This window comes from Pleionea mediterranea (assembly GCF_003148745.1).
Classification (GTDB): Bacteria; Pseudomonadota; Gammaproteobacteria; order Enterobacterales; family Kangiellaceae; genus Pleionea; species Pleionea mediterranea.
The window spans coordinates 105281-129902 of sequence record NZ_QGGU01000002.1; the positions used below are offsets into that span (position 1 = coordinate 105281).

The window sequence follows — 24622 nt, forward strand, 5'->3', positions numbered from 1 at the left end:
AATGTGGCAAGAGATTTTATTTTGGTGTGTGATGGTTGGCGTTACCTACAGTTATTTTCTGTATCCGTTATTTTTAAAGCTGCTTCCAAAAGCTAGACGCATAACCACAGTTACACCTGCTTCTGTGGACAGTGACCTGCCCTCACTATCCTTTATTATTACTGCTTATAATGAACAAACAGGCATTGCCGATAAACTCGAGAATACGCTACTCGCGAACTATCCAGAGCAACAGTTAGAAATTATTGTTGCATCTGACGGGTCTACGGATAACACCAATTCAATTGTAGAGAAATACTCAAGCAAAGGTGTCAAGCTGGTAAATGTTGCCGAGCAAAAGGGAAAAGAGAATGCTCAAAAAGCAGCTATTGGATCTGCAAAAGGTGAAGTTATTGTCTTTTCAGATGTTAGTACCCGTATTGAGCCCACTGGACTACTGATAATTGCGAGTGCCTTTCAAGATAAAAGTATTGGTGCACTGTCCAGCGAAGATCGTTTTATTACTAAACATGGCGAAGTGGCTGGCGAGGGTGCATATGTTAAATACGAAATGTGGCTCCGCAAGCAAGAGAGTCAAGTTAAGTCTTTAGTTGGATTGAGTGGCTCCTTTTTTGCGGCACGCAAGCAGATATGCAATAACTGGGATATTTCGGTTCCTAGCGACTTTAATACAGCGTTATCCTGTGTAGAACAAGGTATGGCGGCTGTTACCGTTCCGAACTTATTAGGCTTTTACCCTAATATTTCAGATGAGTCGAAAGAATATCAGCGCAAGCTTAGGACCGTTTTACGAGGTATGGCAGCGCTGGCTGTAAAACGACAAGTTCTTAACCCTTTTCGCTTTGGTGTATTTTCGTTTCTAGTGATAAGTCATAAGTTAATGCGATGGCTGGTGCCTGTATTTTTATTGTTATTGATCCCACTTAATATGGCTTTACTTGAACAATCAGTTATCTATGAAATTATTTTAATGGGACAGGCTGTATTTTATTTTATAGCTCTAACGGGCTGGTTATCGAAATCGTTAAGGCAAAACACAGTCGTTAAAATAATTTATTTTTTTACACAGGTTAATCTGGCGATTTTTCACGCGACAATTATGTTTGTTCGAGGAAAACGAATTACTCGTTGGAAGCCGTCACAACGGTAGCTATGAAATGGCAACAACAATTTTAGTTCTTGATGGTGAGCAACGAAGTGCTTTAGCCGTGACCCGATCATTAGGTAGCGATCCGGAAGTGGTGGTTCATGTTGCAAGTAAGCTGAGTGAATCCATTAGTGGAGCGTCAAAATACTGTTCGTTATCGTTACAGTGTCCAGATGAAAAGACAGAACCAAATAAATTTTTAGACTGGATCAATAACAATACACAAGACAGTCAATACGATTATGTGTTTCCTTGTACAGAAACTACTAGTCAGTTATTGGTAATGTCATTAAAAAATTTGCCCAAGGTTAACATTCCTTTTGCGCCTTACAATACGGTTATGCAGCTTGCGAATAAGTCGCAATTAATGAGCTTGGCAGGTGAGCTCGATATTAAAATCCCCAATACTTCCTACTATGCGAGCAGGCAAGAAGTTGATTTTGCTTTGGTCGAAAATTATCCGATAGTGGTTAAACCCAGCTTGTCGCAAATATGGACTGGCACTGAATGGATTACTACTAAAGTACACATTGCTCGGTCTCAGCAAGAGTTAGAGGATATTTTGCTGCGCTATGATTATTTTGAAAGCTATAGCTTTATGCTTCAAGAATTTATTGAAGGGCATGGTGAAGGCTATTTTTGTTTGTTTGACCGAGGGCAACTAACGGCTCAATTCTGTCACCAGCGGTTAAGAGAAAAGCCGCCACAGGGAGGTGTCAGTGTTCTTTGTCAAAGTAGAGAGATTAATCAACAGCTGCAGACGATATCGGAAAAACTGTTAACACATGTTAACTGGCACGGTGTGGCTATGGTGGAGTTTCGTGTCGATAATCAACAAAATGCCTATTTAATGGAGGTGAACACTCGGTTCTGGGGTTCGCTTCAGTTGGCGATTGATTCAGGCGTAGATTTTCCGTGGTTATTGCTTCAAGTTTCTGAAAACAAAACGGTTAATGCCACTGATGAGTATCGAGTTGGTCAAAAAATGCGTTGGTTATTGGGGGATCTGGATTCACTTTATCTTACGTTTCGGGATGCAGAGCTTTCATTTGTACAAAAGTTGAAAGTAGCTTTCATATTTTTATTGCCAGACTTTTTAAATACTCGGCATCAGGTGGCCAGATTGGGCGATCTCAAACCTGGCCTTATTGAGCTAAAGCAATATTTGCAAGCGTTTAATCGTTAATACAGCTTTTACGACCGTAACAGCTCAAGCCAACTAACGTATTTTTTAAAGGTGGTTAAGTCATTCGGAAAACTAAATCGATTAATAGCAAAAGGATCATTCGATCGGGTTAAATTTAAGTACCCCGGATCAGCCGATACTGCGGCATCAAATCCCTGCTCTTTAACCATTATTTTTTCTCGTTCGCCAAAGTCTTTTGTTTCACGCCCTGTTGGATAACAAAAGATATTAACAGGATTCCTTAACTCTTGTTTTAAGCGCTCCATACTGCCGTTAATTTCAGCAAAAGCTCTGTCATCATCCAGCTGTGATAAAACCGTATGAGATTGAGTATGTGGCCCAAATTGAATCAAGTCCGACTCGAGTGACTTTACCATTGGCCAGGTTAATGTACGGTAAGCATCTGGAGCTTGTTGAGGAACATTTATTTTAAGATGAGCGGATATTTCTTTTACAATCTTTTCCGTTGATGCAATAGGCAGTTTCTTAAGTAGTGTTTGAAGTGAGCGTTTGCACAAAGTTTTTTGTGCACTACCGGTTAATGCCCAATTATGAGGTTGCCCATTTATAGTAATGGTTAATTCATCAGACGTTGTTTTATTAATGATGTACTCAAGTTGATAATCCCAGGACCAATGACCTTTATCGACCATATCGGTGGCCAAGAAAAAGGTTAATGGGGCGCTTTTTAACTCGAATAGTTTAGCAATGTACTCGCCCTGATCGTAGAATCCATCATCGATAGTAAAGCAAACGTAGCGTTCACGATTTAAATAGGGTTGTCTTGAGAGGTGTATGGCCTGTTCAAGTGAAATTATCTTATACCCATTAGCCAGGCAATAATCGAGTGCTTGTTCGATTAAGTCTAAACTATGGCCTCTAATACCTGCGTCCACATTAGCAAGGCGGTGCAGCATAAATATCGGGACTTTATTGCGCCGAACAGGATGCGTTGCTGACGTCACAAGTGGAGAGGTCAAGAGGTTTATTAGTGTATGTTTCAGTCCTTGAGTCATATAAAAAGCGAGTTCCCAGTGCTCTACTCCTTGAATGTACCTATTATAGCCAATTTTTCAATGATTAATGTATCTCAGAATGCTTTTTCATGTCTAGCCTTATTTAATGATTCATCTGGTTTAGGGTAAAATAACGAAAACCGCAAGGAAGCAGCCGTATGCACAAAAAAATAAATATTCTTCATGTGATAGATACCACTGGCCCAGGAGGCGCAGAAACGGTCTTTGTGACCATGTGCGTAGCCACAAAGAATCAAGGGTACCCAACTCGAGCCTTATTGCGTGGAAAAGGTTGGCTATCACAACAGCTCGAAAACGCCGGTATTGACGTTGACTATTATGAGTGTAAAGGGAGTTTTAATGTCTCCTATTTACGATTTCTCCGTGGTTATATCCGCAAGCACTCTATTGATACTATTCATGCGCATTTGTTGGGCTCTTCTGTTTATTGCTCGCTTGCCGCAATGCTTACAAAAGTGACTGTGGTTTCGACTTTTCACGGTTTGGTGGATGTTTCGGAAAAAGAGCGGGCATTGTGGGCAAAAATGAAATTAATTGAATTTGGTTCGACGCACATTGTTGCCGTTTCGAATAACTTACTTGAAATGCTACAACAACGTCTGGGAGTGACTGGTAATAAAAAACTGAGTCTGATCAGCAATGGAATAGATACCGATAAATTTTCTGCACAGCAGCATAGTGAGCAATATCCTGATACCATTCGATTTGGTTGCCTGGGTAATGTGCGGAAAGCCAAGAATTACAGCTTAGCGGTTGAGTTTATTAAACTGTTGCAGGATTCCGGGATTAACTGCCATCTCTCAATTGCCGGGGATAACACAAATACACTAGCGAGTGATCTTTTAGCTTATATCAAGCAACTTAATATAACTCGTTATATTGATTTAAAGGGGTTTATCAGTGATACACCCGAATACTTATCAGAAATAGATGTGTTTTTATTAAGCTCATCCAGCGAAGGCCATCCGTTAGCGCTTAATCAGGCACTTGCTATGGAGTTACCTATCTTAACAACACCCTGTGGTGTGGAGCAGTTTTTCCCCGACAATCTGTTAACCGTGTCAAGGGACTTTACCGCAGAGGGTTTAAAGAAAGCCTTTAATACGATGGGAATAAAACCAGGTGATAAACGCACCGTTAATACTGAAGGGCGAAAGCAGGTTCTTCAGTACTACAGTGAAACGGTTATGATTCAGTCGTATTTAAATTTTTACGGTGCAGCATGAAGCGGTATTTTATAGCAGGGGCAGAATCTCATTAAAATTGTCGGTTTGTTGTCAGTTGCGATTTATTGAGAGAAACGCTTAATCTAAGAAATTTATATTCAGACGAGTAGAGCTACATGTTAAATAAAATACGTAATAACTATGGAGGTATTAAGGCTTTCCTAAGGCATATGAAATTTAATGCTACTGGTTATTTTACTCAAAAAAGATTAAAGACAATAATTTTTAACTCAAAAAGTCGAATTGTATTTGTATGTAAGGGCAATATTTGTCGGAGTGCATTTGCACACTGGTACATGAAGGGTAAGGTTAAGAATACAGTCATTTCGTTTGGTTTGATTACGGACACAGGAAAGCCGGCTAACAATCGTATTTTAAAGCAGTCAGAGCAGATTGGCATTGATTTAACATCACACTTAACCACCGCTGTTGAAGATTATCAACATAAAGAAACTGATATATTAGTTTGTATGGAGCCTTGGCAATTTAAAGCGCTGAGAGACAGGTTCCCAGGTGCAACGATTACTATATTGTCAGCTTACTTAAATAAACCTCGGCTTTACTTACACGATCCCTATGCCTCGTCTGAGGCGTATGTTAAAACGTCGTTAGATCTAATTAAAGAAAGTGTCGACAATTGGATCGAGTTATCCAAAACGAGTTGAGAGTACCTTTTTTAGGCTGTAGGTTCTTGCGATAAGATAGAGCGTACACAAGGGTATACGAAATAAAAAATTACCGATGCTTTTGTCCATTCTAAAAACCATAAGGTTTATAAGTACGACTAAACCTAAGCTCATGCCTGCAAAAGCTACGGACAGCTCAAAAGCCATAAGTAGTAAGCTAACAACTGATGCTGTTATTAAACTAAAGAAAGCCATCGAAATTAGAGCCACTTTAGAGGATAGGAAAGTTTTTAAGTTGGTAAAGTCGCCTTTACCATGCCAAGCTTCTCGTTTAAAGAAGTTTACGCTATCTTTTGGAAAGCCATCATGGATGGCTACCAATCCTTTATTGAATACAATATTAGCACCATTCTGTTTTGCTCGGTGGCAAAATTCATAGTCCTCGCCAGTTTCCAGAGATTCTGAAAACCCTCCAATTTTAGAAAAGCTTGTTTTACTAACCAAAATATTCCCGCCATTAATGTAAGTAGCGGGTTTTTTAGATAGAGGTTCAAACCAGGAGCTTTCTACCCAGGTAGGGTTTTCATTGATTGCATACTTAGCGCCGAGAACTTGAAATTCACTGAGCGTGTTGTGGCAAGTTAATTTAACCGTATCAAACCACTCTTGTGTGAGAATAATATCAGCGTCAATAAAAGCAATTAATTCATAAGATGCTTTTTCGACTCCAGTGTTCCTGGCTCGTGATATCGAACCTCGATCCAGCTTATGGACTTTTGCACCATTATTTGACGCTAACTCACTGGTATTGTCTGTGGAACCATTGTCAATGACTAATATTTCAACAACGTCGTTCTCTTGAATTGAAAAGTTGTGAATGGATTTCAATAAGTTTTCAATATAGCGCGTTTCATTGTACGCAGGTATAACAATAGACAATTCCATTTTTTCTTAAGTCCTAATTAGCGTCTGGTGCGTTTGGTGTTTTGCAGTTTGTTGGTGGTTGTGAGCTAAGTCTAAAGTTATCAATGTATAGACTCTGTGTTTGTGGTGCATGCCCATTCCAATAAGTAAACAATAAGAAATGATACACTAAATCGGAGGCATTAATTAGTGTAGGATCGCTCTTAGTTTGAAATAAAACGTGGCAGTTCTTTCTAAATTCAACTTTCGGATTGTCATCGCTGAATCTAATATGAAAAATATAATTTTCCCATTGACCTTTTTGTACAGTCTTAATGTTATTGTCAAAATTTTCACCGAGCGGTGTTACTACGCTATTAGATGATGCGGAAGAGACATATCCAACACGCTGACCTCCCGAAGTTAGCTCTTCACCATCCCTCAGATTTAAATTATCTTCGCCTTTTTTCTTAATTACTAAAGAACCTTGGGTCGAGTTTAAGGCTTTTTTAGTGCGAAAAACGTCATAAGTTTGTCCGGACTCAGCGCCAACGATACCTTGGTTAGAAATAGCTCCAGGATTAAAGTCGTTAATCACAACTTTTTGGCTGGCATAAAGTTCGCTTTGGTAGCGGAAAGTGCCATCTCGATTGATATAAATATCAATGTAACCGAGATGCTGATTATCATTAGTAGCGATGTGAAAACGTAAGAATTTAAGGGAAAAGTTTGTCTCAAGTGAAAAGCTATTGGGAACGAACATATCCAGACTTAGCCAAATATCACTTCCCTTATCGAGTTTAGGATCCAATATTTCACGAAAACCAAACTGACCCCAACCATCTGAACCACCATCTATGGTGAGTTTAGCGGAATAACTTCCGTCTTTTGCTTGTTCATTACTGTAAATTGTTTGAAAAGGCTCATCGATATCATTGATAACAGCATTATTAGGGCCTGATTCAAAACCTGTGTTTAGTGTTGGGTATTCAGTTGTAGCACTTGCAAAGCAACAGGCAACACTTAATGATGTCATTAGTTTGATGTATTTCATGGTTCACTCCTAAAGCTAGATAGCTAATACAGTAATTCTAGCTTGTTTTTTTATCACATCACTCAATATCTCAAAATTATGATGCTTTCTCTAAATTTGCGTCATAAACGTGTTTTAGCGCAAAAACCAACATAGCCTGCACCCATATAAAAGGGTAGTAGGCGACACTGATGAAGCAGCTTGCTATGTTAAAGGCAACTAGACCAAAACCTAGACCTAAGGCTAAGAATTTTACTTGGTAACTGTCAGTATTATTTTGAAGTTGATAGCAAGTCTTGTATATTTTAAAGACGAAATAGTAATAAATAATGAATCCTATAGAACCTAATTCAGCAAGTACGGTGATAGGCGTACTGTGGGCGACTTCTTGAATAGGGCCGCGTAAAGATTCACCTGGAAAACGTGAAGAGTAATAGGGGACCCAGTTTTCATAACCAATACCCAACAAAGGGTTTTCTTGCCAGAACTCTATACCTCGTGCCCAGTATGTTAGTCGAGATACTGAGGTTGTGTCGGAGCCAATCGTATAAAACCGTGCAATAAATTCATCGGGTAGCAACTGGTATATCGCAAGCCCAATAACAGCGATCAGTAAAATCATTTTAAAACTCTTTTTCTGTAAGAGCACGGTAATTAAGCTTGCGCCAGCTAAACCAACTAAGGTGCCTCTTTGTCCAGTAGCGACTATAGCTAATAAACCCGTAAGTGGCATTAAGCTGGCAATGGCAAGTTGCCAGGGACGCATGTATTTTTTAAAAGCTAAGACAAAGGCAAGAGATAGAGGGAAAAATATCAACATTTGGGCGCCTAAATCAGCCGCATTACCAAACCAGCCTGGTGTTCCGGCAATGCCCCAGCGCTCAAATGAAAAGCCACGTGCTGCCCAGCTAATGGCTGCATGCTGAGACATCTTGAATGAAAAAAGTAAGAATAAACAAAGGAAAATAAAATATTTATATTTGTTGTCAACAAGGCGTATAAAAAATAGAAATAGAAATGTCCAGTTAACTATGACTTTTAATCGTTCAAATGAATGATCTGTATAATATGAAAAAATAGAGCTTGCTATACAAACAAAAAACAACAAAAATACAACAACTAGACCATTGTTATTCTTAATTTCTTTAGAGTGGCTTGTTATCCACAATAAACCTAATAGTATAAATATAGATTGAGACCATGGAAATCCTGTTAGCCCTGCATAAATCGATTGAGGTCTTACATATTCAAATAAAAAATAGATTGTAAGTACTATAAAACTTAAGGGAAGCGAAAAATAAGTATTCACTATTTTTTTTAGGCTGAACTTATCATTAGTTAAATACTGTTGCTCAATAAACATGATCATCAACCTTGAGCGAAAGGTGGCTCCGATAAGCTTGAATAACTTTTCGTGTTATGGCGTCAGTTAAATATTCTTGAGCAGTATTATAAGCTTCATCACCAATTTTTTGTCTTAGTTCAGTATCGTTAATCGATTTTTCCAATGCCTTTTGTAGTGACTTGCTATCACGAGGCTCAAATAATAAACCATCTTTTCCATGACTAATGATTTCACTGGGACCACCTTCGTTAGCAGCGATAACCAATTTTTTGCATATCATGCCTTCAATAATCACTCGGCCAAAGGGTTCTGGATGCAAGCTATTATGGACAATCACATCGGATGCTGAATAGTAGGAATAAACATCGGATTGAAACCCTGTGAGAATAATTTGCTGTTGTAAATTATTTGATTCGATATGGCTCAAGATGCTTTTTAAATAACTGTCATCGGCTGAATCGGTTGCATCACCAACAATCAATACTTTAGCTGTCTTATTGGCTAACAAAATAGGGGTGATGGCTTGACAAAATTCGAGTTGACCTTTCCATTGCGTAATACGGCCAAAAATAGAATAGACTAACTCATTGTCCGATACGGAATATTTGTTTCGTATACTCTCTCGGGCTTGCTCAGATATGGATGGCTGAGTAATGGGGTTATAAATGGTTGCAATTTGTTGCTTTGGTATACCAACACTTTGAATTGATTTGGTAACGGCATTGGAAATACCAATACAAAGGCAGTTTTCAGGGATCTTTGTATTTTTTTCATTGATTTTTCGGCTGAAGTCAGACTCAGAAGCAAAGCCTCTATAATGAATTACTACAGGTATCTTTGCCCACTCAGCGGCTCTAATACCGTCATACATATAGCCATTATTCAAGTGAAGAAGGTTTATTCGATAGCTTTTAATAACACGGTATATTTTATAACTCATTAGATAGCTGTATAAATAATCAAGAAAGCTGTAGGTTATAGCGCCAACTTTTCTCATTATTTTCAATCCATTAAAAAAGTTTAACCAACGACTTTTCAATAAATAATTAAATCGGCGTTTTCGATTAATTATATGCTCTTTAGGATAGAGGGCATTAACAGAGTCGCTATTTTGGAAAAGTAAAACTTTATTGTCAGTTAGTCCAGAATCTTGAAGTCCTTTATAGAGCTCACTTAAGCTGCGCAGTGATCCGCCAAATCCGACAGCGTATTCAACAAACAATATGCGCTCTAATGGCTTTTCTGATTGATAACTCATGTAACACCAATCCGTGCTTTGATCTGACTTTTAAAAAGCTGCAGCTTTTGCTTTCCTTCTTCTGACAGATTGCTGATAACAATTAACCAAATAAATAAACTGACAACAATGAAACTAGCGATAGCGATGATTGTATTGATTAACGATAATTCAAATAAATAATAACTGTATGTCTGAGAAACCAAAAAAGTGATTGTAATTACCATTTGCATGGGCAGTGTTTTTATTATTAATGGGAAAAACTGTTTGGCGAAAAAAGTTTGAGCAATTGACTTTATTGAAAGCGCAATTAAAGTCCCTAATGCTGCACCCCAAATACCTAATGAAGGTATCAGGAAATAGTAGCTTAGTAATGCGCCAATCGCACCAATTATAGTAGCGTAGAGTTGATACTTTGTTTTGTTAGCATACATATAGCCTAGTTTAAAGAAATCACCATAAGCCTGTATGAGATAAGCAAGGGTGATGAGTGGGATAAACATGGATGCAATATGAAAGCTTTCATGGGCCATTATTGATATCACCATGGGTGAAAACAGACCAATGCCGAGCATTACTGTGCAGACACAAGCAAATATTAGGTAAAAATGATCGTTAAAAAAACTGTTGCTTCGTTGCTCTTTAACTGCGCGGTAGGCTAGTGGTTCCCACGCCATGGATAATGGACTCCATGACACTAGAAGTACAAGAAATCCAAATTTATAAGCCAAGGCATACACTCCTACGGCACTTAAATCCAGGTAATGATGTATAAAGAATCGATCTGAATAGGCAATAATAAATTCAATGCCTGCTCCCAGTGCAATGGGTAAGCTGAATGATACGATAAATTTAGCAATATTTAAGTTAGGTTTGAATTGATAATTCTTGATGATATAGAAGGCCTGAAGAAGGATAAGTGTTAGCCCTGTGAGCACTGAAGAATAAATAAATCCGATAACACCCAACTTTAAAATAGCAATAAAATAAATATTTAAGGATATTTGCAGGGTTAGTTTTATCATGCTGAATATCAAGTAGTTTTTAGCTTTTTCGGAAGCACGTAAAATAGCAAAAAACACTTCGCTGAGAATCATTGAAAATAGACTAAGAACAAAAATTTGCAGCATCAGCGTATAGTCAGCCGTTCCCAAAAGTTTGATAGAAAGACTGGTAGCACTAAAGTAAAGAATACCCATGCCAATAGCTGACGATATTATGCCCATTAGATATGCGGTAGTGACAATGGCGGAACGATCATGTTTTTCTTGAAATAACCGGATGATTGAAGGTGCCAGTCGCAGACCAATAATCAGGGCGACTACATCGATGATCATGCTTAATATTTCAATAAGGCCATAGTCTTTTGGTGTAAGGAACTGCGTATAAATTGGCAGCATTAAAAAACTTGCGGCACTTCTTGCGTATATGGCTATGGCATAAAGAGAACTGTTTTTTAACATGATTACGCCGTGCCCATATAAACGTGTTTTGACAATTGCTGTGTCATATACGCGGTTGTGAATTTTTCTGGCAAAGCAACTTGTCCAGATTCAGTCGTTTTGTGAATAGCATCAAGACATTTATTGACGAAATTTTCATCCAAAGAAATACACTTCGTCAGCTTCAGCTCGTTAAACGGTTGAATATCACGAGTGATCATTGGTTTTCCTAATGCCAAAGATTCAAGTAGAATCATTGGCAGGCCTTCATGATCGGATAACAACATAAGTAAATCCATTTGCTTAATAAAGGGATAGATATTGTCAATGTGTCCATGCAGATGAACAGTATTATTAAGTTTTTTATCGTTAATAGCCTGCTTTATTGCTGGCTTTTCAGGTCCATCGCCAAATAGGTGAAAGTGAATGTCTGTGGTAGCGCCTGCTGCTATATCTAAAATTAAATCAATACGCTTTAATGAAACAAAACGACCAAAAAAACCAACATTTATAGCATTACTTTGAGTAATAGGAGCAATGGACTGCAATGACTCTCGCTGAATGTTGTCGACATTAACGGCATTATAGATCACCGACTGAGGCATGCTGTTTAGTGGCCAAATTAAAGATTCTTTTAATTGTGGAGCGACTAAAACTAAATGCTGCTGCAAGAGTTTTCCGGTGATTGCATCGATAACTCTAAGTATTTTGGTTTTTAAATGACTGGTATGTTCCGGTGCACCATGAAGGGTTCTAACGCATCGGGCTTTGGTACTAAAGAAGTTTGCCAGACTGCCAACAATATTCTCTTTGGTTCTATGGGTGTGAATAATATCCGGTTTGTAGTGCATAAAAAGCTTGGTTAAGCTTTTTATGATACTAAAAAATGAATGTTCAGACTCATCAATGATGTGAATTTTGATGCAATTGTCAGCCAGGCGTTGAGACAATACACCAGCGTTTAACAAGCAAACAATAACCTGATGCTCTTTATTCAGCTCAAGCAGAAGATTATAAGCTTGCACTTCTGCGCCAGCCCATAAGTCACCGGATAAAATATGCAGGATTTTCTGTGGCATCATTGCGATAGTTGTTGCTCGGTCATTCCATGATTAGTGGTTGCTAGTGTATAATATTCAGCGATTTTACTAAAGTCCTTATTGGATTAACTCACTGTTTTGAGAAGTATTTTTATATGAATAAAATGCTCAAGGGAATGATAAAAGCCGGTATGGTTGAGCTGGGTGCTCGCTATGGCCAGCATCGAAAGAAAGACACCACACCACGTCTATGGATTATGATGTACCATCGTGTATTGCCCGAGACAGACTCTCAATATGCTATTGAAGAGCCCGGTATGATGGTCACGCCGGAAACACTGGATATGCATTTTTCTGTGCTAAAGCAAGAGTTTACGCTAATTTCATTACGTGAATGGCTTGAGCGTGTACAAGCTGACAGGCCTTTACCTGAAAAAGCCTGTGCGATCACGTTTGATGATGGATGGCTCGATAACTATCAATACGCTTATCCGATTATCCAACAGCATCAGGTGCCAATAACTTTGTACGCAGTGTCTGATATGATCGGTACCCATCAAACGTTCTGGCCTAATCGGTTAGCGAAAATTTTGACAAGCTCAAATCAACAGCTGCAACAGCTGGATTGGTTAAGACCATTGCTTCGCGATCTCGATGGGCAGCAAGCAACGAGTAATGAGTACACGGCCAGTGTTATTTACCAGATGAAATCGTTTCAAGATGACCAACTGCTCAACTGGCTTGATGAAGCAGAAAATACGCTGGGTATTAGCGAGCCAGAATCTCCAGTGCTGATGAATTGGTCACAACTGTCAGAAATGTCGCAAAATGAATTAATCGACATTGGTGCTCATACCTGTCGGCATTTGCGTCTTTCAGCTCAGTTACCCTTGGCGGTAGCAGAAAGTGAAATAGTTAAGAGCAAGCAGCAATTAGAGCAGCAATTGGAACAACCCGTTGAGTTATTTTGCTATCCGAATGGTGACTTTACCGACAAAGTCACGGAGATAGTTTCCCAGCATTACCAGTCAGCCGTGACGACTCATCGGGGCATCAATAGGCTCAGCTCATTATCACCTTATCGACTCGACAGAATTGGTTTGCACAACGATATTAGCAATACACCGAAAAAGTTACTGGCGCGAATTGGTATGGGCTTTTAAGGTAAATGTTTAATGATGTGTGGGCCAATAACGTTAGCGACAGAAACGGGTAGTTTTTGCCAAGCCTGAATAAGCATCTGATATTTACGATTACTGTGATTTAATTGCGGCAAAGCCTGGTTATTATTCAATAAATAATACCAATACAGTTGTGTTGGCTGTGCTCCCCACTGCTTTTTAAATTTAAGCGTTCCGGCATCTTTTGAAGATCGTCCAAAATCGAAGGTTTTCAAACCGGACTCAATGGAGTGGCTTAAAATGTTCCAATATAAAAACATATTAATGCCTATACGATTATAATCTCGGACGGTAGAAGCCCAGGGGATTTCCCTAATGCCGTTATGATCAACAAGAAAGCCAGCACCTGCGGGTTGATCATTCACATACGCCATGGCAATTGAAACTTTTTCCGGAAATTGTTTCAGTATATTGTTAAAGAAATTTTTATTGTAGACGGGTGTGCCTAAATCTCGCATGTTTCGGGCAAATACATCGTAAAAGTCTTGTAACAGCTCTTGCTTGCCAATTTTGAAATGCGCACCTTCTCGTATCGGACGCTTAACTTGTGCACGCCGTTTAGAGCCTATGGCTTTCCATAACGCCTCTGGTTCATCAGGAAGGTCGAGAAGCATAGTGATTTTATCGGTTCGGCATCTATCTTGTTCAAGTAGTGGATTATTTTCTGAGGAGAGTGAGTGTCTTAACTCAACATGCTTTGCATTAAGAGATTGTTGTAAATCCACAGCTTTTTGTACCAGCATTTGCTCGGCTTCAACTGTTTTAGCACAAACGCCGCCGTAATTAAAAAAAGGTACGCTAGTGAGATAATTTCCAAATAGCGCGCTTTTTTGCTGTACCAGAGGAAGAATGCCCTGCCATTGATTATTGGCATCGACGACGTAGAAATAATAACAGTTATGACCAAAACTTTTTTCAATGATGGTTTTCCAGCCTGTTAAAAGATAAACAGGAGCGCCTTGCTCAATCACAAACTGATCCCATTGAGCGTTTATATCTGAAGTGTAAGGTTTAATATAAAGTGTCATATTTAAAACTGAACTGGTCTTGATTGTAATGATTCGACGTTTAACGTATTGATGTATTGCTGCATGGTTGTGAAGCTAAATTGACTCAACAGTTTTTGCAGTCGTACAGCGCATTGATCCAGATTATTGTAATGCCTAAATTTTGAAAACCAGCTTACGTCTACTTTGGGCTGATCCGGATCTATCTCCCATGGATGTAAATAAAATATAAAGGGATTATTCTGCTTTACCCGTCTGTTATAAAACCAGCGTGACAGCCAGTAGGGGTAGAGTCTAAAGTAACCGCCTCCGGCAATCGGCAATGTTTGCCCTAAAATAGACTCGGTAGACAGTGGCAGCTCTAATAAAGTATTGCCAGAAGCCGTACGAATAAAATAGGGCTCTGTTGGGGTATTTGGTATGCCATAGCGATCATGCACTATAGGAAAAATACTTGAGTCATACTGGAAGCCAGCTTCAGCCAGAATATCCAGTGCCCAGAGTGACTTTCGTGTGACTGAATAGCTGGCTGCTCGATATCCTAAAACAGGTTTACCTATTGCGTCTTCCAGCAATGATTTACTTTTTAAGGTTTCTGCTTTAAATACAGCCGGAGTCTGCTGATAAATCAATTGATGGCTAAAGCCATGGCTGGCGACCTCATGGCCGCGTTTATCGATTTCTTTCACCAGCTCCGGATAACGCTCGGCAACCCAGCCAAGAACAAAGTGCGTTACTTTCACATTGTGTTGATCAAAAATATCCAATAGCTTATGAGTGTTTTGTTCAACGCGAGTGGGTATAGAAGACCAGTCGTTATAATCGATTGATTCTGCGAGAGCTGCTACTTGAAAATAATCTTCGACATCAACTGTCATGACGTTTTGCATGGGGCTATAGTCCTTTACAACGCTTTATCGTGATATTATATCAGAATAAATACAGCAACAGCTATTAGAGAAACCAACCTTGCAAGGAAGATTAATATGTTGTCGGCATTACGCCCGGTAGGTGAGCGCTTTCCACTGCGTTTTGCCGCTAGTGATGAAAATGAATTGGGAAATATTCCCGATTATCAATTTCATGGTTTTGCCAGTGGTACTCAAGCACTAGCGGCGGCTATTCTTCATGTGCGTAAGCAGCGAGCAGATTGCACTGAGCCAGAAGTTATTATTCCAGCTTATACATGCCCTGATGTGGTTAGTGCTTGTGTTCGTGCCAAGGTTAAACCCGTATTGGTTGATTTTGCTGAAAATTCCACACAGTATGACTTAGCCAGCTTAAAGCAACGAGTAACCGACCAGACGATAGCGATTATAGCGATTAATTTTTTAGGTATACCCATTGATATACCTGAGTTAAGAAATGTAATAGGTTCTAAAAATATTGTTGTTATTGAAGATAGTGCTCAATATTTTCCCCGTGATATAACAAAACATGATTGGCAGGGTGATCTGGTAACCTTGTCATTTGGTCGAGGAAAGCCGCTTAACTTATTTTATGGCGGCGCTGTGCTAAGTCATTCAACTGTTTCGTTTGATACAGGCTTTGATTTTTCTGAAAATATGTTGAGTCGCCAAAAGTTTGCCTTTAAGCACCGACTTTACAATACACTAATGCATCCAGGACTTTATTTCTGGATCACACAACTTCCCGGCCTAACAATTGGTCAAACGCACTATCAAACCTGTTCGCTTATTGAATCAATGAATTCTGATGCTCTGGCTGCTTTAATCGAACGCATCAAAGAGTATAAAACGACAGAGTGTAATACAAAGGTTCTCGACTGGGCAAAAGCCATATCATTTAACGGTCAATTAATAAGTCATCGTTCCTATAAGTATTTAAGGTTGCCGTTTCTTGTGGATGATGCTGCTAAGCTGGAGTTTTGTGAGTCAAAATCTGAATTTTCAAAACTTGGACTCAGTCGAATGTACCGTAAAATCTTGCCGGAGTTTGATGATATTCCTTTAGACTTGGGTAACTCTAAAGACTATCCAAATGCTCTAAGCTTTTCTCGCAGGCTTTTTACTTTACCTGTTCATGGCGATGTAAAGTCACATCACTTAAAAAAAGTGGAGCAGTTACTGAAGAAAATGTAGCGGACGATTAAAAAATAGTGTTATGAACATATTCAAAACTTAAAATAATCGCTTCGCTGTTGATATTGGTTCTATTTCCATTAAAGAAGTATTGAAAGGCATCGCGCTTCACATATTGTAACGATGTATTAAACGCTGGCGAAAATTGGTGTGAAACTGTAAATACGTGTTGTTTCACATAATTTTCATTTACCACTGATATACCTGGTTCTGCGTCCAGTTCATCCTGGGTAAAAAAGCTGGAAATTCTGGTTTGAGCGTTTTGAATGCTGCTTGATCCTAGTGCCATTTGTATGAGCAAGCCTTTATTTCTGGTTACTTCCTGAGATGGGATAAAAACACCCTTGAGCTGACTTTCAAAATAACTGGTAGTAATACCAAACCGTCCCATGGTGATATCATATTGCATACCACCGCCTTCTGCTGTTTGCGCTTGTGATATGGAGTCATTTTGTTGGTTTACAAAAATTTCACCGGTGGTGCGATCAAGAGTAAATAAGCTGGCGACACCTTTATTGAGCTGGAGCCTTAGACGTTGTTGAGTATTAATTTGTCGATTAAGAATTAATTGGCCATTTTCATCTTCATACTGTCTGCCTAACAGATCCTTCACTCTAGAGTTACCGATTTCCAGATTGATTGTTGTGGTTTCGGTTTCACCTTGCCAGGAGGCAATAATGTCATACTGAAAATAATCGGAGTTTTCCAAATTATTTTCATCTTTAAAGTCGGTATCTTTCTTTTGAAAACGCAGTTGTAGAGTATTATTGCTATTTAGCTTATTAGAGAGTGAAAATAACGCTTGTTGCTCTTCTCTGGATGCATCCTGTAAACGAAAAGTGGGGACGTCACTGTCCACCGAAAATTTTGCATGTTGATAATCAAAGCCAAACTGAGTTTTGCCCGATAATCGTATAAAGTGATTACCAAAAATAGCGGAAGTCGATGCTTCTCTTTGATTGTTAACTTCTTGTGCTTGAAAGCGGTTAATTGGGACTTGGGATATATCGCTAAAAACGCCAACGGAAGAGTTAATATCAGTAAAAAAATAACGACTGGTTAAGGCAAGTTCGTATTGAGTTTCGGAACTTAAGTTTTCAGGCGTGTAGTAAAAGCGACTGATCGATGAGTCTATATCGAGCTCAAAATTTCTATAATTATTTTCTTCAAGCTCAAAGCGAAACAATGACTCGTAGAGATTTCCTTCTGTTCCATTGTTTAATTGGGATATATTAGTGCTAGTTCCGCCAGAAAGACCCAGGCCAACTTCAATGTTAGACGCTAAAATATCCGTTTGGCTGAAGCCAAGAGCTAGTATTAAAAAGTACTTTTTCATCGTCTTCAAAAGTTATTCAGCACCAGGCCAGACAGTTTTTCTGCACCAATAAGCACAGAGGCTTTTAGTATTTGTTCTTCGGAGCATCCACCGTAAGGGACAACTAAAATAACCTGATCGCATAGCTCTGCGAGAATTCTGGCTTCTGCTGATTCTAAAATGCTTGGTGCATTTATAATAGGAAAGCGATCTGGATAACGATTAACCAGCTCATGAATAAGCGATTGCATTTTATCTGAGGTAAAATATTCAGCTGCATTTTCTCGAACAGTACCACTGGGTACGACACCCAGTCGTGCGATCCCCGACTTATGAAGAACGGTACCCGAGTCGAGCTCATCAGATTCCAGATAATCGATAAGACCTTGCTTCCCTGACATATCAAACGTTGAATTTAAACCTGGATCATCGATATTGGCCTCAATTAACATAGATGTTTTTGCTTCATCGAGCGCAAAGGTAGCGGCTAAATTTGCGCTCACCAACATCGCTTCTTTATCCGGCACAACAGGAGTAACCATTGTGACAAAATTTTCTTTTTTGGTTGTGGATAATAATCGAGTCCGCAAGTTTCTATAGTGGTTCAGTGTTTTTTGATCACTCATGGTGCTGTAGATCAGCCTGCGAGCGGTTAATTCAGCTTTTGTAAAACGTTCTGGTTGATCGATATTTGCGATACTGCGGCGTGACGATGATAGCTGATTCGGATCGTGCTTTTTTTGCGGTACAGGAGGTAAATCCAAATCATCGGCTAAGTCTTTGTGTGCGTCATCATCGCCTTTTTTGTCGGCAATCGATTTAAGAAACGCTTTTTCTACAGTGCTCATAATTTACCCTTGAGTTCGCAAATAGATTGCGGCGGCATAAATACTCCATACTGCAATCAAAGAGATGGCCATGGTTGTTATTTTGGCGGTTAATAGCGACTTGTCTTTAATCGTTTTTAACGTAGATACATTGGCTAAAACTGGGATATCAAATACTTTTTGTATGGTAAGTTCAGTTCTTACTTTCTGGTCAAGAAGTGTAAGACCATAAATAATGGCAATTGGGATAGCCAGGCTTAAAACCAGTCCAGCTAAAATAATGTGTGAAAAGTGCAATCCTTTTGGCGTTACAGGAACCGAAGCTGGCTCTTGAACTTTTAAAGTTAGGCCCTGATTCTGTAAATCTATATTCATAGAGATACGAGCGTTTTCACGCTGATTAAGTAAGTTTTGGTAGTATCGCTGATTAACTTCATAATCTCGTGTTAACTCAGCTATTTCAGCTTCAACGGAGCTGATTTTATCCAGTGTCTGACGCTCGTTATCCATTAATGATAACAACTGTCTTTGACGGGCTTTGAGAGACGCCACTGTATTTTCTACCGTTGAAATTTGTGAGCGAATAAACTGAGCCGTTTCGCCTGTTGGTTTTGATACTGAGGAAGTGCTTTGTTCGGCATTGCGGCGTTGAACTTCAAGATCCACCTGTTTTTGTAAGTCCGCAATTTGACCTTTGAGTTGAATAATATCAGGGTAGGTGTCGTGATAATTTAATTTTAATTCAGCTAACCTGGATTCAAGTGCGGCAATACGTTCATTCAACTGGTTTTCACGGGCTATACTGGCTTGATCAGTAAAACTGGCTTTACCAGCAAGCTGGCTTTGATAATTGCTGAGAGAGGATTCCGCGGTCGATAAATCAAGTTCGACCGTTTCAAGCTCTCTTTTTAATTCAATCAGGCGTTCTGTTGCATTTTGTTTGGCTGTGCTTGAAGCATCAATATTTTTTGAACGAAACTCTTTTATTGCGCTTTCGGCTTGTTTTAATTTTTCTTGATATGATTTTGCTTGGGTATCAATAAAATCAAAAGCATCGCGACTTTCTTTTCGTTTAGTCGTGATACTGTCTTCAATAAAAATATCGGTCATTAACTGTGTTGTTTGATAGGCTTTAATCGGATCTTTATTGGTATAGGCAATCTCAATTATATTCTCACCGGTGTTTTTAATGGATGTTGCGCTACTAAGCCGCTGCCCCATTGATTCAATGTCTTCAGAAGTTATTTCACCATCAACCAGATGTTGCCAAGTTTCGGATTCCAACAGTTTGCGAATGGTTCGTTGGCTAAAAATAATTTTTTTCGCCATTGCAGCCCGGCTTTCAACTCGAGTTGTTTCTGCGGTGCCTTCCATTAACGGACGTAGGATATTTTGTTGATCGACAAGCACAGAGCTTGAAGAGGTGTACACTTTTGGCCAAAACCATGCTGCTGCTAAAAACAGCAGTGAGGTGGTGACATAAATAGCAATAACCAGTCGTCGGCGTATCCAGACTTCTTTTTGAATAATGCGTACGATGGAGAGAGTTTCTGGGTTCATGTTTATCGTCCGATGATTTAAAAAACGCGTTCGGGTATGGAAAGGATATCACCCGGCTGTAATGCGTAGTTGGTGGACATATCGCCTTCGCTTAAAATATCCGTTAAATTAATTTGATAGGCTTTAACGTCATTGCCTGTGCGCCGAAATAATTTTGCACTGGCGCCTGCGGCAAACTCATTCAGTCCACCGGCTTCTAGAACCGCATCCAGCACGGTCATACCTTGTCGGAAATTCATAGAAACAGGAAGTCTTACAGCGCCTGTTACTCGTATACGAGACAAAAACTCATGACTGTTAAGTTGTTGAAGAATTACCGATACTTGGGGGTCTCGAATAAAGCGAGAAAGTTTGCTGGTGATTTCTGAGGCGACAACGTCAGGTGCTCGACCACCAGCGACCACTTCGCCCACCAACGGCACCGAAATTTTGCCATCAGGGCGTACCGGAACGACAATTGAAAGATCGGGGTTTTTCCATACATTGACTGAGACAACATCGTCAACACCAATGTAATATTGTTCGACCAGCATTTGGTTTTTGTCTACATTGGGCAGAGTGGAGGGTAAATTCACCGCTTTTGAGCCGCACCCGACCAATAGCAACGAAAATAAAACAGCCAACAGTTTCATATCAATTTCCTTATGTACCATGCAATGGCTTATGCACTTCTCTAACGAAGTATAGCTTTAAATACAAGTAAGATGTAGATGCTGGAGAGTAAAACGAAGCAACAAAGGAAAGTGATTCACTTGCCAGATACCATTCTTTGTAACTCCATTTACACGCTTAGATATCTACAAAAGCGATGCATAATGCTACTTGATTCACTCATTTTCTGTCAATAGAGCTGTTTGAATCTTAACCGAAAAGTGAGTGAGATATGTCTTAAATTTGGGTGAGCCAGATGTCGGTCGGTAAGCGTTCCGTTTACAGCCGTCCGTGTTAGCTGCAAATCAGACAACTTCGATTGCTTATGACTGGGTCTTTTCAGCCACAAACTCAACTAATGAGCCAACGGTTTCAAATATTTCAGCCGTTAAATCATCGTCTTCTGCGGTAAATCCAAAGGTTTCTTCCAGGCCTGTGATCACAGAAACAATCGCCATAGAATCAAACTCGGGGAAGTTTCCAAGTAAAGGCGTATCGTGGGTTAGCTCATCGACTGTTAAGTCGAGTGACAAAGTCTCGATGAGTTGCTGCCTGACAGTCTGTGAAATGTTAATCGAGCTCATAAGCAAGTCTTCTACCAAATTTGGCGCGATTCTATCAGTTACCGCCGTGCTTTGCACTTTCCAATTATCCCTTGCGGTCATATTCCACATATGTAGGACTAAATAACCGAAGGATTGTTGGTGGCTATTCCATTCGTGCCACTTTTTTCTTAATCTAGGGGTTCTATGACCCTGCAGGAGTTTATCGGTGAGCTTTCAAAACACTTCGTTTGATAAAGAAAAAATTAAGATTGTATTGTTGGAAGGTATACATGCCAGTGCGGAGAAAGTGTTTCGTTCAGCCGGTTACACCAATATAGTGACAGCCAGTAAGTCGTTGCCGAAAGACGAGCTGGAGCAAACGTTAGAAGATGCCCGGTTTTTAGGTATACGCTCGCGTACACAAGTGACCGATGCATTGCTTGAAAAAGCACCAAAATTGGCGGCCATAGGGTGTTTTTGCATTGGAACGAATCAGGTGGACTTGCAAGCGACTAAACTGCGCGGCATACCGGTATTCAATGCGCCATTTGCAAACACTCGCAGTGTTGCCGAGTTGGTATTGGCCGAGATGATTCTACTACTTCGAGGCGTGCCACAAAAAAATGCCGCTGCTCATCGGGGCGAGTGGTTAAAGTCAGCGGCGGACTCCTATGAAACCCGCGGCAAAACATTGGGTATTGTGGGATACGGCCACATAGGGACACAAATTGGTATTCTTGCAGAAAATCTGGGCATGAATGTTCAATATTTTGATATTGAAACCAAATTGGCGCTGGGCAATGCTCAGGCGGCCGAGAGTTATCATGCATTACTGGCCAGTTCCGATGTGGTGACCTTTCATGTACCCGAAACACCACAAACCAAAAACATGATGGACGCCGAAGCTTTTGCGCAGCTTAAGCCGGGCGCTATATTAATTAACGCGTCGCGCGGTACGGTGGTGGATATTGATTGCCTTGCCCAGGCACTTGAAACCAAGCAGGTAGCCGGGGCGGCCATTGACGTGTTTCCTGTGGAGCCTAAGTCAAACCAGGACGAGTTTGAATCGCCATTGCGCCAGTTTGATAATGTGATTCTGACACCCCATGTAGGCGGCAGTACCATGGAAGCGCAAGCCAATATTGGTATTGAGGTGAGTGAAAAACTGGCGAAGTACAGTGATAATGGTTCAACCTTATCCTCCGTTAACTTTCCGGAAGTGGCTTTGCCATCGCACGAAGGCAAGCATCGAATCTGTCATATTCACCGCAATGTTCCGGGGATACTGGCCAAAATCAACGACATCTTTTCATCCAACTCGGTGAATATTTCTGCGCAGTTTTTGCAAACCATCGACAGTGTGGGTTACGTGGTGACCGATATTGATCAGTCGTCCAGCTTAAAAGCATTTGAAGAGTTAAAGACAATAGAAGGCACGATAAAAACTAGGATTTTGTACTAGAGTGGCGATGAGTTGCGAGTAACGAGTTTCTAGTTTCGAGTAAAAAAAACGCCAAGCACTGCTTGACGTGTATAAATCGGTGAGAAACTATATTTTCGCAACTCGCAACTCGCAACTCGCAACTCGCAACTCGCAACTCGCAACTCGCAACTCGCAACTCGCAACTCGCAACTCGCAACTCGCAACTCGCAACTCAGCAAGTCATGGTTTTCACGCCGCCTTTGCTAGCTATCAGTAATACATCAGCGCCACGAGCGGCAAATAAGCCATTGGTCACCACGCCAACGATTTGATTGATTTTTTGCTCGAGTGCAATCGGCTGGATGATATCGAGATTATGAACATCAAGAATGTGATTGCCATTATCGGTGACAACGCCTTGTCGATACACAGGATCGCCGCCCAGTTTAACCAATTCACGGGCAACGTGAGAGCGGGCCATAGGAATAACTTCAACCGGTAACGGAAAATTACCCAGTTTTTTGACCAGCTTGGATTCATCGGCAATGCAGATAAAGCGTTCCGCCACTGCCGCAATAATTTTTTCACGTGTCAGCGCTGCACCACCGCCTTTGATAAGCTCAAGTAAGTGGTTACTTTCATCAGCGCCGTCAATATATACTGGCAGACGATCAATTGCGGTTAACTCAAAAACTGGAATACCGTGCTGTTTAAGGCGCTCGGTGGAAGCGTCTGAACTGGATACGGCACCTTTAATAAGATGTTTTTTCTGAGCTAAGGCATCAATAAAAAAATTCACCGTTGAACCAGTGCCTACGCCAACAATTTCATCTTCTTCTATGTATTGCACCGCTTGTTCGGCAGCAAGCTGTTTCAGTTCATCTTGGGTCATGGGCTGGCCTTAAATTGGTTAAGTGAGTGATCATTGTTTTAAAGAACCAGTGTTGCTTACTGGATCAACGAGTTGTACATATTATAACGGCTTTGCGGGTTTAGTTTTACCTTTCTTATTGATTTGCTCGGACTTATCTGGCTACTCCAGCGACAGAATATATCGCCACTGATCAACACTGACTGGCATTATCGACAATCGCGAACCCTTCCGGGTTAATGCAAAGTCACTGTCCAACAAAAACGCTTGTTGTTTCAGTTCAGACAGGGGTATTTCACGTTTTAATGCTCGATGGAAGGCCACATCCACCATATACCAGCGGGGCGACTCGGGTGTTGATTTGGCGTCAAAATATTTTGAGTGGGCATCAAACGCAGTGTGATCCGGGTAGCCATCACTGACAATATCTACCACACCTACTATGGCCGGTACTTTGCAACTCGAATGATAGAAAAACGCTTGATCGCCTTTTTTTATATCGTCCCGCAGCATGTTTCTTACCTGATAATTACGTACGCCATCCCAGTGTTCCGTTTGGTTGGGGCGTGATTGCAAGTCATTCAGGCTGAACGCATCAGGTTCGGATTTTAATAGCCAGTAATTCATGGGTTTCCCCTGTGAGCGAATACATAGACATTTTGTTGGTTATTTCTTCAGGTTATTATAACAAGGTATGAATTTTTATGGATATTGACCATTTTTAGTGCTTGCAAAGGCTATACAACTCATTGTACAGTAACTGCCCACTGAGCACTGTTTGAACAAAAACAAGGTGTTATAAGGCGTTAAGCTTTTATAGAACCAATAGTCATCAGGTTTAGTGACTAGGGATAAACAACAATGTAAGGGAGCTCGAGTAAATCAATAATAAAAACCCAAGTTAAGGGTTTGGAGAGC

General features: G+C 40.2%; 23 protein-coding genes. 7 read left to right on the top strand and 16 right to left on the bottom strand.

What is annotated here, in order from left to right:
* Nucleotide 1: 1 nt before the first annotated feature.
* Together C8D97_RS02555 and C8D97_RS02560 are read left to right on the top strand one after the other, a co-directional pair.
* Nucleotides 2-1150 carry a glycosyltransferase family 2 protein gene (locus C8D97_RS02555; protein WP_245411381.1) on the top strand — a complete coding sequence of 383 codons (1149 nt, stop codon included), beginning with the start codon at nt 2-4 and terminating at the stop codon, nt 1148-1150.
* A 7-nt stretch (nt 1151-1157) separates the two neighbouring features.
* Nucleotides 1158-2333 carry a carboxylate--amine ligase gene (locus tag C8D97_RS02560; RefSeq protein ID WP_109761778.1) on the top strand — a complete coding sequence of 392 codons (1176 nt, stop codon included), beginning with the start codon at nt 1158-1160 and terminating at the stop codon, nt 2331-2333.
* 8 nt (nt 2334-2341) lie between these two features.
* Here C8D97_RS02560 and C8D97_RS02565 read toward each other — a convergent pair whose 3' ends face one another.
* Nucleotides 2342-3298 (bottom strand): polysaccharide deacetylase family protein, encoded by a 957-nt coding sequence (locus C8D97_RS02565; protein WP_170115109.1) that lies wholly within the window; start codon nt 3296-3298, stop codon nt 2342-2344.
* A gap of 209 nt (nt 3299-3507) precedes the next feature.
* Here C8D97_RS02565 and C8D97_RS02570 point away from each other — a divergent pair, with 209 nt between their 5' ends.
* Together C8D97_RS02570 and C8D97_RS02575 are read left to right on the top strand one after the other, a co-directional pair.
* Nucleotides 3508-4596, top strand: a complete 1089-nt coding sequence (locus tag C8D97_RS02570; RefSeq protein WP_109761780.1) for a glycosyltransferase — start codon at nt 3508-3510, stop codon at nt 4594-4596.
* A gap of 116 nt (nt 4597-4712) precedes the next feature.
* A complete protein-coding gene (locus C8D97_RS02575) occupies nt 4713-5261 on the top strand; it encodes an arsenate-mycothiol transferase ArsC (RefSeq protein WP_109761781.1) in 549 nt (182 codons plus the stop codon).
* On the opposite strand, the gene C8D97_RS02580 is transcribed toward C8D97_RS02575, so the two are convergent.
* The 6 genes from C8D97_RS02580 to C8D97_RS02605 form a co-directional block, all read right to left on the bottom strand.
* Nucleotides 5244-6167 (bottom strand): glycosyltransferase family 2 protein, encoded by a 924-nt coding sequence (locus C8D97_RS02580; protein WP_109761782.1) that lies wholly within the window; start codon nt 6165-6167, stop codon nt 5244-5246. The genes C8D97_RS02575 and C8D97_RS02580 overlap by 18 nt on opposite strands.
* A 13-nt stretch (nt 6168-6180) precedes the next feature.
* Nucleotides 6181-7179, bottom strand: coding sequence for a hypothetical protein (locus C8D97_RS02585; protein ID WP_109761783.1), 999 nt, complete (start codon nt 7177-7179; stop codon nt 6181-6183).
* A 76-nt stretch (nt 7180-7255) separates the two neighbouring features.
* Complete coding sequence (locus C8D97_RS02590) at nt 7256-8521, bottom strand: O-antigen ligase family protein (RefSeq protein WP_170115110.1); 1266 nt, start codon at nt 8519-8521, stop codon at nt 7256-7258.
* Entirely contained in the window at nt 8511-9761 is a 1251-nt protein-coding gene (locus C8D97_RS02595; RefSeq protein ID WP_109761785.1) for a glycosyltransferase family 4 protein, read from the bottom strand. The genes C8D97_RS02590 and C8D97_RS02595 overlap by 11 nt, the downstream gene beginning before the upstream one ends.
* Nucleotides 9758-11203, bottom strand: coding sequence for an oligosaccharide flippase family protein (locus C8D97_RS02600; protein ID WP_109761786.1), 1446 nt, complete (start codon nt 11201-11203; stop codon nt 9758-9760). The genes C8D97_RS02595 and C8D97_RS02600 overlap by 4 nt, the downstream gene beginning before the upstream one ends.
* Before the next feature lie 2 nt (nt 11204-11205).
* Nucleotides 11206-12264 (bottom strand): glycosyltransferase, encoded by a 1059-nt coding sequence (locus C8D97_RS02605; protein WP_109761787.1) that lies wholly within the window; start codon nt 12262-12264, stop codon nt 11206-11208.
* A 113-nt stretch (nt 12265-12377) separates the two neighbouring features.
* Between C8D97_RS02605 and C8D97_RS02610 the strand changes: the two genes are divergently transcribed.
* Nucleotides 12378-13385 carry a polysaccharide deacetylase family protein gene (locus tag C8D97_RS02610; RefSeq protein ID WP_210204830.1) on the top strand — a complete coding sequence of 336 codons (1008 nt, stop codon included), beginning with the start codon at nt 12378-12380 and terminating at the stop codon, nt 13383-13385.
* Here the strand turns inward: C8D97_RS02610 and C8D97_RS02615 are convergent.
* Nucleotides 13382-14431, bottom strand: a complete 1050-nt coding sequence (locus C8D97_RS02615; RefSeq protein WP_109761788.1) for a FemAB family XrtA/PEP-CTERM system-associated protein — start codon at nt 14429-14431, stop codon at nt 13382-13384. The genes C8D97_RS02610 and C8D97_RS02615 overlap by 4 nt on opposite strands.
* Before the next feature lie 2 nt (nt 14432-14433).
* Nucleotides 14434-15300, bottom strand: coding sequence for an XrtA system polysaccharide deacetylase (locus C8D97_RS02620; RefSeq protein WP_109761789.1), 867 nt, complete (start codon nt 15298-15300; stop codon nt 14434-14436).
* A gap of 96 nt (nt 15301-15396) precedes the next feature.
* Between C8D97_RS02620 and C8D97_RS02625 the strand changes: the two genes are divergently transcribed.
* Complete coding sequence (locus tag C8D97_RS02625; protein WP_109761790.1) at nt 15397-16512, top strand: DegT/DnrJ/EryC1/StrS family aminotransferase; 1116 nt, start codon at nt 15397-15399, stop codon at nt 16510-16512.
* A 7-nt stretch (nt 16513-16519) separates the two neighbouring features.
* Here C8D97_RS02625 and C8D97_RS02630 read toward each other — a convergent pair whose 3' ends face one another.
* From C8D97_RS02630 to C8D97_RS02650, 5 genes are all read right to left on the bottom strand, one after another.
* Nucleotides 16520-17848: a hypothetical protein gene (locus C8D97_RS02630; RefSeq protein ID WP_109761791.1), complete on the bottom strand. Its 1329-nt coding sequence runs from the start codon at nt 17846-17848 to the stop codon at nt 16520-16522.
* A 5-nt stretch (nt 17849-17853) separates the two neighbouring features.
* Entirely contained in the window at nt 17854-18675 is an 822-nt protein-coding gene (locus C8D97_RS02635) for a P-loop NTPase family protein (protein ID WP_109761792.1), read from the bottom strand.
* Nucleotides 18676-18678: 3 nt separating this feature from the next.
* Complete coding sequence (locus tag C8D97_RS02640) at nt 18679-20214, bottom strand: XrtA system polysaccharide chain length determinant (protein ID WP_109761793.1); 1536 nt, start codon at nt 20212-20214, stop codon at nt 18679-18681.
* 17 nt (nt 20215-20231) lie between these two features.
* Nucleotides 20232-20846: an XrtA/PEP-CTERM system exopolysaccharide export protein gene (locus tag C8D97_RS02645; protein WP_109761794.1), complete on the bottom strand. Its 615-nt coding sequence runs from the start codon at nt 20844-20846 to the stop codon at nt 20232-20234.
* Between the two features lie 342 nt (nt 20847-21188).
* Nucleotides 21189-21449: an acyl carrier protein gene (locus C8D97_RS02650; protein WP_109762207.1), complete on the bottom strand. Its 261-nt coding sequence runs from the start codon at nt 21447-21449 to the stop codon at nt 21189-21191.
* 187 nt (nt 21450-21636) lie between these two features.
* On the opposite strand from C8D97_RS02650, the gene serA reads away from it, so the two are divergent.
* Nucleotides 21637-22872 (top strand): phosphoglycerate dehydrogenase, encoded by a 1236-nt coding sequence (serA, locus tag C8D97_RS02655; RefSeq protein WP_109761795.1) that lies wholly within the window; start codon nt 21637-21639, stop codon nt 22870-22872.
* A 193-nt stretch (nt 22873-23065) separates the two neighbouring features.
* Here serA and rpiA read toward each other — a convergent pair whose 3' ends face one another.
* Both rpiA and C8D97_RS02665 read right to left on the bottom strand, forming a co-directional pair.
* On the bottom strand, nt 23066-23725 hold the full coding sequence (gene rpiA / locus C8D97_RS02660) for a ribose-5-phosphate isomerase RpiA (protein WP_109761796.1): 660 nt from the start codon (nt 23723-23725) through the stop codon (nt 23066-23068).
* 141 nt (nt 23726-23866) lie between these two features.
* A complete protein-coding gene (locus tag C8D97_RS02665) occupies nt 23867-24331 on the bottom strand; it encodes an EVE domain-containing protein (RefSeq protein ID WP_109761797.1) in 465 nt (154 codons plus the stop codon).
* Nucleotides 24332-24622 lie beyond the last annotated feature (291 nt).

Coding starts and splice junctions, on each gene's coding strand:
- C8D97_RS02555 (WP_245411381.1), top strand. CDS start 2: ATGTGGCAAGAGATTTTATTTTGGTGTGTGATGGTTGGCGTTACCTAC.
- C8D97_RS02560 (WP_109761778.1), top strand. CDS start 1,158: ATGGCAACAACAATTTTAGTTCTTGATGGTGAGCAACGAAGTGCTTTA.
- C8D97_RS02570 (WP_109761780.1), top strand. CDS start 3,508: ATGCACAAAAAAATAAATATTCTTCATGTGATAGATACCACTGGCCCA.
- C8D97_RS02575 (WP_109761781.1), top strand. CDS start 4,713: ATGTTAAATAAAATACGTAATAACTATGGAGGTATTAAGGCTTTCCTA.
- C8D97_RS02580 (WP_109761782.1), bottom strand. CDS start 6,167: ATGGAATTGTCTATTGTTATACCTGCGTACAATGAAACGCGCTATATT.
- C8D97_RS02585 (WP_109761783.1), bottom strand. CDS start 7,179: ATGAAATACATCAAACTAATGACATCATTAAGTGTTGCCTGTTGCTTT.
- C8D97_RS02590 (WP_170115110.1), bottom strand. CDS start 8,521: ATGTTTATTGAGCAACAGTATTTAACTAATGATAAGTTCAGCCTAAAA.
- C8D97_RS02595 (WP_109761785.1), bottom strand. CDS start 9,761: ATGAGTTATCAATCAGAAAAGCCATTAGAGCGCATATTGTTTGTTGAA.
- C8D97_RS02600 (WP_109761786.1), bottom strand. CDS start 11,203: ATGTTAAAAAACAGTTCTCTTTATGCCATAGCCATATACGCAAGAAGT.
- C8D97_RS02605 (WP_109761787.1), bottom strand. CDS start 12,264: ATGATGCCACAGAAAATCCTGCATATTTTATCCGGTGACTTATGGGCT.
- C8D97_RS02610 (WP_210204830.1), top strand. CDS start 12,378: ATGAATAAAATGCTCAAGGGAATGATAAAAGCCGGTATGGTTGAGCTG.
- C8D97_RS02615 (WP_109761788.1), bottom strand. CDS start 14,431: ATGACACTTTATATTAAACCTTACACTTCAGATATAAACGCTCAATGG.
- C8D97_RS02620 (WP_109761789.1), bottom strand. CDS start 15,300: ATGCAAAACGTCATGACAGTTGATGTCGAAGATTATTTTCAAGTAGCA.
- C8D97_RS02625 (WP_109761790.1), top strand. CDS start 15,397: ATGTTGTCGGCATTACGCCCGGTAGGTGAGCGCTTTCCACTGCGTTTT.
- C8D97_RS02630 (WP_109761791.1), bottom strand. CDS start 17,848: ATGAAAAAGTACTTTTTAATACTAGCTCTTGGCTTCAGCCAAACGGAT.
- C8D97_RS02635 (WP_109761792.1), bottom strand. CDS start 18,675: ATGAGCACTGTAGAAAAAGCGTTTCTTAAATCGATTGCCGACAAAAAA.
- C8D97_RS02640 (WP_109761793.1), bottom strand. CDS start 20,214: ATGAACCCAGAAACTCTCTCCATCGTACGCATTATTCAAAAAGAAGTC.
- C8D97_RS02645 (WP_109761794.1), bottom strand. CDS start 20,846: ATGAAACTGTTGGCTGTTTTATTTTCGTTGCTATTGGTCGGGTGCGGC.
- C8D97_RS02650 (WP_109762207.1), bottom strand. CDS start 21,449: ATGAGCTCGATTAACATTTCACAGACTGTCAGGCAGCAACTCATCGAG.
- rpiA (WP_109761796.1), bottom strand. CDS start 23,725: ATGACCCAAGATGAACTGAAACAGCTTGCTGCCGAACAAGCGGTGCAA.
- C8D97_RS02665 (WP_109761797.1), bottom strand. CDS start 24,331: ATGAATTACTGGCTATTAAAATCCGAACCTGATGCGTTCAGCCTGAAT.